Raw genomic sequence first — 8,012 nt, 5'->3', positions numbered from 1 at the left:
CGCCTGGGCGGTGGCGGCGGCCTTGTCCAGGGCGCCCCGGGCGGCCGGCTGCACGGACAGGGCCCCGGTCACGGCGCAGGCGTCGAAGCGGGGGTCGGTCAGCGCGAGGCGCAGCGCGTGCACGTGGCCCACGAAGCCGCTGTCGACGACGGCCACCCGCTGGCCGGCGGGTACGGAGGCCAGGACCGCGGCGGTGTCGGCGGGGCCGGCGGCGGGCCGGACGTCGAAGCCGAGTGAGCGCAGGTCGCCTTCGAGCGGTGATCCGGGGACCGGCTGGCCGGTGAGGATGACGGTCGGCAGACGGACTCACTCCTTGGAACGGGCGCCCCGTGGGGGCGGGCGGCACGTCGGCAGAGGCTATCGGATGAATGGAAGCGGGGGTTCACCACCCGTTTACGGCCCGATAAGCCGATGACGCCGAGATGACGTGAGGTGACTCCGAGCGAAGGCAGCTCGGGGGCGATCATCATCGGTGATCGTAGACACGTTCGACAAACGCCCTGCTGCCAGGGTGCCGGTACCGATCACCGCCCGCGTCACTCCCGCGTCCCTCCCGCGTCACCTCCCGTGTCACCGCCTGTGCGCAGCGTGGTGCACGCCGGTGCGCCCCCGAGCCATAGCATGCGCACGCGGGCGGACATGCCTAGATCGCCGAAGTGGGGACAAGCCGCTTTTGTACGGCAGACTGAAGGCCGTAGTCCGAAGCGAAGGATGGTTATGCCGACCACACCAGCCACCGCCGCGAACAGCGCGCCCAACGGCACCGGAACTCAGGAACCGATCATGCTCGAACTGGTCGACGAGTCCGGCAACACGATCGGCACCGCGGAGAAGCTCTCCGCTCATCAGGCCCCCGGGCAGCTGCACCGGGCCTTCTCGGTGTTCCTCTTCGACGAGCAGGGCCGGCTGCTGATCCAGCAGCGTGCGCTGGGCAAGTACCACTCCCCCGGTGTCTGGTCGAACACCTGCTGCGGGCACCCGTACCCCGGGGAGTCCCCCTTCGCCGCCGCTGCCCGGCGCACCTACGAGGAGCTGGGGCTGTCCCCGTCGCTCCTCGCCGAGGCCGGGACCGTCCGCTACAACCACCCGGACCCGGATTCGGGTCTGGTCGAGCAGGAGTACAACCACCTGTTCGTGGGACTCGCGCAGGCCCGGCTGCGGCCCGATCCGGCGGAGATCGGGGACACGGCGTTCGTGACGGCGGAGGAGCTGGCCAAGCTGCACGACGAGGTTCCCTTCTCGGCGTGGTTCATGACCGTGCTGGACGCGGCCCGGCCGGCGATCCGGGAACTGACCGGCGAGGGCACGGGCTGGTAGGCCGGCTCGGCCGGGCGGTGGGCCGCCCCGTTCGGCGACGCGGCCCGATCGTTTCTGCCGCCTCCGCTTCGGCCGCCTCCGTTTCGGCCGGCTCCGTTTCGGCCGGCTCGGCCGAGGCGGTCAGTTCGGGTGGGCCAGTGGCAGGGCCGCCCAGATCACCTTGCCGCCGGTGGAGGTGTGTTCCACGTCGCACACCCCGCCGGCCTCCCGGGTGATCTCACGAACGAGCAGCAGGCCCCGGCCGCCGGTCTGGCCGAAGTCCGCCTCCAGCGCCTTCGGGCGGTACGGGTGGTCGTCCTCGACGGCCACCCGTACCCAGTCCCGGCCGATCGCGACCTCCACGGCCACCTGCGGCGAGAGCAGGGCCGCGTGCCGCACCGAGTTGGTGACCAGCTCGGAGACGATCAGCAGCAGGGCGTGGACGAGGTCCGGGTGGGCCGGTACGCCTTGCCGGGCCAGCAGCTCGCGCACGGCCCGGCGGGCCTGCGGAACGGATTCTTCTGTCGCGGGTGCGGTGAACCGCCACGCTCCCTCGTACGCCGAGGGGGCGACGGGGGCGACCGGGGCACCCGGCCCGCGGCCCTGCACGGGTGGGGTACTCCCGCTGACGTCCATCTTCCGGCCCCCGTCTTCACGCTCGATCGTCTCCACGTGTCAAGGGTGGGGAAGCTGCTGGTCCGGACCGGCCGGCTGACCATAAGTCAGCGCCTATCGGACGCCTTTTGACCGGTGGCGTATGACAGGGTCAGTTGTTGGACCGTTCCTGATCCTCCGGGGTCTCCGAGGTGGTGTCCCGCGCGCCCGCGTCCGGGCCGCCGGCCGTCCCCAGGATGCGGCGGGCGCCCGTGCCGAGGGCGATGAGGCTCAGCCCGTCGAAGAGCAGCGCGAGCGAGACGAACGTACCGATCACGTACAGGCTGTTGCCCGGCCACTCGGCGAGGATCAGGATGCCCAGCAGCACGCCGAAGGCGCCCTGGACGAGGGCCAGCCCGAAGTGCGGCCCGCGCACCACCACGGAGCCGGCCAGCCGGAACACGCCGCCGGTGAGGAACAGCAGGGCGGCGAACATCGTCAGCGCCTCGGCGCCGGCCTCCGGGCGGCGCAGGACCACGAACCCGGCGGCGATGTTGACGGCGGCCACGATCACGGCGAGCCAGAAGTAGTTCGTCCTCCGCGACTGGATCGCGTGCACCAGGCCCACCACACCGCCGATCAGCAGCAGCCAGCCGAACAGGAACATCGTGGTCAGGGTCGCGAACCCGGTGTAGACCAGGCCGACCAGGCCCGCCAGGACGAGGATCACGCCGAGCAGCACCAGCAGCGCGTAGCTGCGGCCCAGCTTGCGGTGCTCCTTGCTCCGCGCCTGCGGCTTCGGCTCGGCCCCGTCGGCACGGGCTCGGTCCTCAGCGCCCATGAGCGCGCCTCCTCCCAGCGCCCCCGAGCAGTTCCTTTGATCATAGGATTCGCGGCATGGAAGCGCAGCTGATGCACTCCGTCACCGACGGCGTGGCCACGATCGTCATCTCCCACCCGGCCAAGCGCAACGCGATGACCGCCGCGATGTGGCGGGACCTGCCCGGGCTGCTGGCCGGCCTGGCGGCCGACCCGGAGGTCCGGGTGCTGGTGCTGACCGGGGCCGGGGCGACGTTCTGCGCCGGCGCCGACATCTCCTCGCTGACCGGGGACGAGGACCCGCAGCGTCTGGCGGTGGCGGCGGAGGAGGCGCTGGCCGCGTTCCCGAAGCCGGTCCTGGCGGCGATCCGCGGGTACTGCGTGGGCGGCGGCAGCCAGCTCGCCGCGGCGTGCGACCTGCGCTTCGCGGAGGAGGGCGCCTCGTTCGGGGTGACCCCGGCGAAGCTGGGCATCGTCTACGCGGCCTCCTCGACCCGGCGGCTGGCGGCACTGGTCGGCCCGGCCGCGGCCAAGCACCTGCTGTTCTCGGCGGACCTGATCGACGCGGAGCGGGCGCTGCGGGTGGGGCTGGTGGACGAGCTGCTGCCGGCCGGCGAACTGGACAAGCGGGTGGCAGAGTTCGCCCGGACCCTGGTCTCGCGCTCCCAGCTGACCCAGGCGGCGGCGAAGGAGTTCGTGGGCGGGCGGACGGACCGGGACGCGTACTGGGCGGAGCAGGCACGCGGAAGCGGCGACACGGCGGAGGGCGTCGCCGCGTTCCTGGAGCGGCGCGCTCCGCGCTTCGAATGGACAGTGCCGGGGGCCTAGCCTAGGCATGGCCCACACCCGCTTCGGCTGCTACACCCACAACCGCGAGCCGTTGACCCGTATCCGCAATGCCTTCAGGGGCCTGGTCTTCCGCTGAAGAAGCTGCGTCCTGACAGATGGGCGAAGCCCGATTCTCCGCCCTGCCGGCGCGTCCATCGAGATCGTGGAGCTCGATGGTCGCTGACAAGGGCTGGGAACTACAGTCCTTCGACGGCCGGTGTGGGGGTCGCCGTAGTAACGGCCGCAATAACAACGGATATCGCTGACCTGGAACGATGCAGTCGGTAGCTGTGTCACCCGCCAGTGGCGTTCACGGCTTCGTGGCGGCGGTCTTCTTCGGCTGACGCGGCATGGTCTTGTCCTTGTCGAGGTGTCCGTACACCGTTGACCTCGGCACGCCGAACAGGTCGGCGATCGCTGGACGATCCTCTCGCGGGCATCGTAGAGCTGCTGGGCGAGCGCGGCCTGGTCCGCGGTGAGCTTGGGCCGGCGCCCGCCGACCCGGCCGCGGGCCCGTGATGCGGAAGCGAGCCCGTCGTTGGTGTTCGCCACGATCAGCTCGCGCTGGAGCTCGGCGAGCACGGACAGCATCCCGAACATCGCCCGGCCCTCCATCGTGGAGGTGTCAATCCCCTGCTCGATGACGTGCAGCCCGATGCCGTGCTCGCGCAGCTCGGCGCCGAGGGTCACCAGGTGCAGCACGAAGCGGGAGAGCCGGTCGAGCCGGGTGACTTTCAGCGTGTCGCCCTCGCGCAGCAGCTGCATGACGAGGTCGAGCTTCGGGCGGGATGCCTTCGCGCCGCTCGCGGTGTCGACGTGGATGTTGTCGCGGTCGACGCCGGCCCGCAGCAAGGCGAGTGTCGGCAGACGGTCGTTTGCCGACACTGCGTTTCCATCCACCACACTCTCGGTCCGATCGTGCGGGTCCGCAGTCCGTTCGGCCGAGCCTGCCTGGCAGGGCGCCACAACCCACCGAAGGATGCTGCCCAGGGCCCACCAGATGACAGGCGGACCCAGCCCGAGAGCGGCCGTACCCGGACCGAGAGCAGCAGCCCAGGCGGGAGATGCAATGTACGCCAGACCAGAGAGCCATGAGCGTCCGCCGGACGGGTGGGCGAGCCGGAGTCCGAGGTCGCAGAACCGACGGGGATGGCGGGCCGGGATCCTGAGCACCAAGTGGCTCCGCTGGTCCCGGGCCCGGAAGCGGGGGCTCGTGCTATGCCTGTGCCTGATCATGGGCGCCGTCGGCTCCGGCACAACGTCGATGGCCGCCACCAAGCCGTCGGTCCAGCAATGCGACGAGGTACCGACCGGCGTCGCCGTCAGCAATCACTTTCTGAGGTTCAGGGTGCCGCCCGGCCTCATGCCGGACCCCCAGTTCGACCGCCGCCCGGCACGGATCCAGGTGCAACGCGTCCGGCCGGTGTACGAGAACGGCGCATGCCCAGGGGTGCCCAACAGGGCCGCGGTACTGGTCCACGGCCGCACCCAGACCGGACCGGCGACGTTCGACCTGCGACACCCCTCCCCTGACGGCGGCGAGCTCAGTGTGCAGAAGGCGCTCGCGCAGGCGGGAATCGACAGCTTCGCCCCGAGCCTGATCGGCTACGGCCGCTCGACGCACTTCGAGAACGGCCTGGACGATCCCGGAAACGCGAGCCTCAGGCCCTACGAGGCGGACGGCACCTGCGCGCACCCCGAGGGATGCGATCGCACACACGTCGCGATCGCCTTCCCCCTCGACCAGCAGGGGACGCACCTCCTGACGAATCCGCTCGGCGGGCAGCGGCGCCCGCATTCGAGCAACGTCCGCTTCGCCCGCGTCGACACCTTCGTACGCGACATCCGCCAGGTCATCGACGACGCCATCACGCGCGCCAGGCCCACGGACGGCAAGGTCACCCTGATCGGCTACTCGGCCGGTGGGCAGCACGTCGCGCGCACCCTGTACGCGGCCAACCCGAACCCGCTCCTCCCCGGAAGCTCCGGCTACATCGCCAAGGTCAACCGTGCCGTGTTCCTGTCGAGCTTCTTCGGCGGACCGACCGAGGAGACACCTCCGCCGGGCGGCTTCGCGACTTTCCCGCTGCACGTCTTCAGCTCCGTGACCGGAACCTGGCGCATGACCTCGCCTGCGCGCGAAGCCGCCTGCACCGGCCACGTCGTGCCCGGCAGCCAGGAGCGGTTCCGCTCGCAGCTGCTGGAGGAGGAGACCGTGGGGCGCGAGTGGGGAGGCAGTGACCCCGGCAACCCGACCGGCCTCGTCCGCTCGCCGGTGTTTTCCAGTTACGGCTGGAACACCACCGTCGCGGGACAGCTGACCACACCCACGCTGGTCATCCACGGCGTCGAGGACACGCTCACTCCCTTCGCCAATGCGTCCGCCATCTACGGCGCCCTCCCGGCATCGTTGACGAACAAGGTGCTGCTGGAGGTCCAGTGCGCAAGCCACGCCCTCCTGCACGAAGGCTGCTCCGGCCCGCGCTGCACCCCGGCATCCGGCACGCCCTACGGCGGGCGCCCCGGCGAACCCTGGGCCGGCCCCCACTCCACCCTCAAGGCGTCACTGATCGAGTGGATCAAGAACGGCACCTTCAACGGCGCCGCGAACGGACAGTTCACCGTCGACGCGAGTGGGGTGGCGAGCTCCGGCACGTAGAGCAGAAGGGCGCCAGGACCTTGAGCTCTGCCGGGCCGCCTCACACGCTCCGGCACACCACGTGCAGTATGCCGTCCACCAGTATTCGGTGGTTGGCCCTGGCACCCGACTCGGCCATCGTTTCAGGGCTGGTCCGGTCGGTGGGGGCCGCAGCGGCTGGTAACCGGCCGGGTCGAGCTTGGCGAGCTCGGCGTCGACCTCGACGTTGATCGTGCCGAAGAAGTTCACGTTCTCGCTGTGGGCCGGGGAGATGTGCGCCAGCAGTTCGTCGTCAACGGCGCGGCCCTCGGCCCGCATCTGCGCGATGGCCAGCCCGTAATACTCCGTCGTCCAGGTCACCACCGAGTTGGTCAGCAGCGTCAGGCACCACCACGCCTGCTCGGTCTGCGCGGCAGGTGACGGTGGCGGATCGCGCCTTCGTGCGCGTACAGCAGGTACGTCGACAGGCCGCGGCCGGCGAAGTACTTCTTCATCGCCCGCGCGGTCGTCGACTGAACAGGGCACGAAGTCCGTCGGCGCACCGTCGGGGACCTTCCGGGCCCCGTCCGCGTTCAGCTTCTTCAGGACCGTCACGGCCTCCATGAGAGTCTCGGCGCCCGTACCGCCGGTGAACTCGACGGCCTTCAGCACGTCCGGGGTGAACTGGCGCAGGTAGGAGTAGGAGTTGTCGAGCATCGCCAGATGACCGTTGTCGCGCGGCAGCCTGCCGGTCGCTTGGGCGAGCGCGGCCCGCAACCTGTCCATGCCGATGGTGTTCCGCAGGAGCCCGCCGACCATCTCGTCCTCGATCCCGATGTCGACCAGGGCGAGCCGCTGAAAGCGGACATGATCCCGGTCTCACCGACAGTCTTCGCCGCCGGCTTCGGCCTCGGCGGGGACTACACGCCCGTGGTCTTCTCCACCCTGACCAACGGCACTCCGTGCGTCTACGTCGGCATGCGCGCCGCGCCCAAGACCGCCTGACCCGCTCGGGCTCCGCGCCCGGGAGCGGCCCCGGGCGCGTGGCCCGGGGCCGACCGCCCCTACTCCAGGATGAAGCGGGACTTGGCGCGCCATTCCGCCACGATTTCGGCCGGGGCCTTCTGCGGTGAGCCGGCGTCGTACGGGGGCTGGGGGTCGTACTCGGTCAGCAGCTGCACCGACTGTGCCAGGCCGTCGCCGCCGATCCGGCCGAGCAGGGCCAGGCCCATGTCGATGCCGGAGGACACCCCGGCGGCGATGACGTACTTCCCGTCGAAGACGACCCGCTCGCCGGTGGGCTGCGCGCCGTACTTCGGGAGCTGGTCGAGGGCGAGCCAGTGCGAGGTGGCCCGGCGTCCGCGCAGCAGGCCTGCGGCGGCGAGGAGCAGGGAGCCTGTGCAGACGGAGGTGGTCCAGGTACTGGTCGCGTCGGCGGTACGCAGCCAGTCGAGGAGGACCTCGTTCTCCATCTGGTCGGACTGCCCGGGCCCGCCGGGCACCAGCACGATGTCGGGGCGCGGGACGTCGGCGAGCGCCTTGTCGGCGACGAGCGCGAGCGAGCCGGTGTCGTTGCGTACGGGGCCGGGCCGCTCGGCGACGAAGACGACCTCGGAGTCGGGGAGCCGGCCGAGGGTCTCGTAGGGCCCTACGGCGTCGAGGGCGGTGAAGCGGTCGTACAGCACGATGGCGATCTGCATGTTTCCTCCTGAAGGGGTGGACGGTCCAACGATTCGATCGGCCGAGCCATGTCGGCGCGGTGCGGCATGCGAGGCCGGGCCGCGGCCCGGCGTCCAGGCCCGGCAGGGCGGGCCCGGGCGAAGCCCGTGGCGCCCGAGGCCGGGCGCGGCGCGCCGGC

The 8,012-nt window shown here is 71.1% G+C and carries 9 protein-coding genes and 1 pseudogene; 4 read left to right on the top strand and 6 right to left on the bottom strand.

Features of this window, described 5'->3' with window-relative positions; genetic code table 11:
• Positions 1-300, bottom strand: a pseudogene (locus tag GPJ59_RS37975) (CDP-alcohol phosphatidyltransferase family protein); the annotation flags it as partial.
• 417 nt (positions 301-717) lie between these two features.
• Between GPJ59_RS37975 and idi the strand changes: the two are divergent.
• Positions 718-1,317, top strand: a complete 600-nt coding sequence (gene idi, locus GPJ59_RS30275; protein ID WP_219671107.1) for an isopentenyl-diphosphate Delta-isomerase — start codon at positions 718-720, stop codon at positions 1,315-1,317.
• Positions 1,318-1,437: 120 nt separating this feature from the next.
• Here the strand turns inward: idi and GPJ59_RS30270 are convergent, their stop codons facing one another.
• Together GPJ59_RS30270 and GPJ59_RS30265 are read right to left on the bottom strand one after the other, a co-directional pair.
• The gene (locus tag GPJ59_RS30270; RefSeq protein ID WP_219671108.1) at positions 1,438-1,932 is read right to left on the bottom strand and encodes an ATP-binding protein; all 495 of its coding nucleotides are present in this window, start codon (positions 1,930-1,932) and stop codon (positions 1,438-1,440) included.
• Positions 1,933-2,062: 130 nt separating this feature from the next.
• Positions 2,063-2,731, bottom strand: coding sequence for an HdeD family acid-resistance protein (locus tag GPJ59_RS30265; protein WP_219671106.1), 669 nt, complete (start codon positions 2,729-2,731; stop codon positions 2,063-2,065).
• 56 nt (positions 2,732-2,787) lie between these two features.
• Here GPJ59_RS30265 and GPJ59_RS30260 point away from each other — a divergent pair, with 56 nt between their 5' ends.
• On the top strand, positions 2,788-3,537 hold the full coding sequence (locus GPJ59_RS30260; protein WP_219671105.1) for an enoyl-CoA hydratase/isomerase family protein: 750 nt from the start codon (positions 2,788-2,790) through the stop codon (positions 3,535-3,537).
• A 30-nt stretch (positions 3,538-3,567) separates the two neighbouring features.
• On the opposite strand, the gene GPJ59_RS37970 is transcribed toward GPJ59_RS30260, so the two are convergent.
• Positions 3,568-4,422 carry a recombinase family protein gene (locus tag GPJ59_RS37970; protein WP_308120566.1) on the bottom strand — a complete coding sequence of 285 codons (855 nt, stop codon included), beginning with the start codon at positions 4,420-4,422 and terminating at the stop codon, positions 3,568-3,570.
• 478 nt (positions 4,423-4,900) lie between these two features.
• Between GPJ59_RS37970 and GPJ59_RS30250 the strand changes: the two genes are divergently transcribed.
• Positions 4,901-6,196 (top strand): alpha/beta fold hydrolase, encoded by a 1,296-nt coding sequence (locus GPJ59_RS30250; RefSeq protein WP_219671104.1) that lies wholly within the window; start codon positions 4,901-4,903, stop codon positions 6,194-6,196.
• On the opposite strand, the gene GPJ59_RS30245 is transcribed toward GPJ59_RS30250, so the two are convergent.
• Complete coding sequence (locus tag GPJ59_RS30245; protein WP_219671103.1) at positions 6,101-6,871, bottom strand: Tn3 family transposase; 771 nt, start codon at positions 6,869-6,871, stop codon at positions 6,101-6,103. The genes GPJ59_RS30250 and GPJ59_RS30245 overlap by 96 nt on opposite strands.
• A 6-nt stretch (positions 6,872-6,877) precedes the next feature.
• On the opposite strand from GPJ59_RS30245, the gene GPJ59_RS30240 reads away from it, so the two are divergent.
• Entirely contained in the window at positions 6,878-7,159 is a 282-nt protein-coding gene (locus tag GPJ59_RS30240) for a hypothetical protein (RefSeq protein WP_219671102.1), read from the top strand.
• A 59-nt stretch (positions 7,160-7,218) separates the two neighbouring features.
• Here the strand turns inward: GPJ59_RS30240 and GPJ59_RS30235 are convergent, their stop codons facing one another.
• Positions 7,219-7,854 carry a DJ-1/PfpI family protein gene (locus GPJ59_RS30235; protein WP_219671101.1) on the bottom strand — a complete coding sequence of 212 codons (636 nt, stop codon included), beginning with the start codon at positions 7,852-7,854 and terminating at the stop codon, positions 7,219-7,221.
• Positions 7,855-8,012: the final 158 nt, after the last annotated feature.

It is taken from the genome of Streptomyces bambusae (assembly GCF_019400985.1).
Classification (GTDB): domain Bacteria; phylum Actinomycetota; class Actinomycetes; order Streptomycetales; family Streptomycetaceae; genus Streptomyces; species Streptomyces bambusae_A.
The sequence above is the reverse complement of the archived record's forward strand: the minus strand, read 5'-3'. Positions and strand labels throughout refer to the sequence as shown.

What these genes read in the sequence shown, in the direction of transcription:
- GPJ59_RS30245 (WP_219671103.1), bottom strand. Translation starts at nt 6,871, where the DNA reads ATGCTCGACAACTCCTACTCCTACCTGCGCCAGTTCACCCCGGACGTG.
- idi (WP_219671107.1), top strand. Translation starts at nt 718, where the DNA reads ATGCCGACCACACCAGCCACCGCCGCGAACAGCGCGCCCAACGGCACC.
- GPJ59_RS30240 (WP_219671102.1), top strand. Translation starts at nt 6,878, where the DNA reads ATGACCGTTGTCGCGCGGCAGCCTGCCGGTCGCTTGGGCGAGCGCGGC.
- GPJ59_RS30270 (WP_219671108.1), bottom strand. Translation starts at nt 1,932, where the DNA reads ATGGACGTCAGCGGGAGTACCCCACCCGTGCAGGGCCGCGGGCCGGGT.
- GPJ59_RS30235 (WP_219671101.1), bottom strand. Translation starts at nt 7,854, where the DNA reads ATGCAGATCGCCATCGTGCTGTACGACCGCTTCACCGCCCTCGACGCC.
- GPJ59_RS30265 (WP_219671106.1), bottom strand. Translation starts at nt 2,731, where the DNA reads ATGGGCGCTGAGGACCGAGCCCGTGCCGACGGGGCCGAGCCGAAGCCG.
- GPJ59_RS30260 (WP_219671105.1), top strand. Translation starts at nt 2,788, where the DNA reads ATGGAAGCGCAGCTGATGCACTCCGTCACCGACGGCGTGGCCACGATC.
- GPJ59_RS30250 (WP_219671104.1), top strand. Translation starts at nt 4,901, where the DNA reads ATGCCGGACCCCCAGTTCGACCGCCGCCCGGCACGGATCCAGGTGCAA.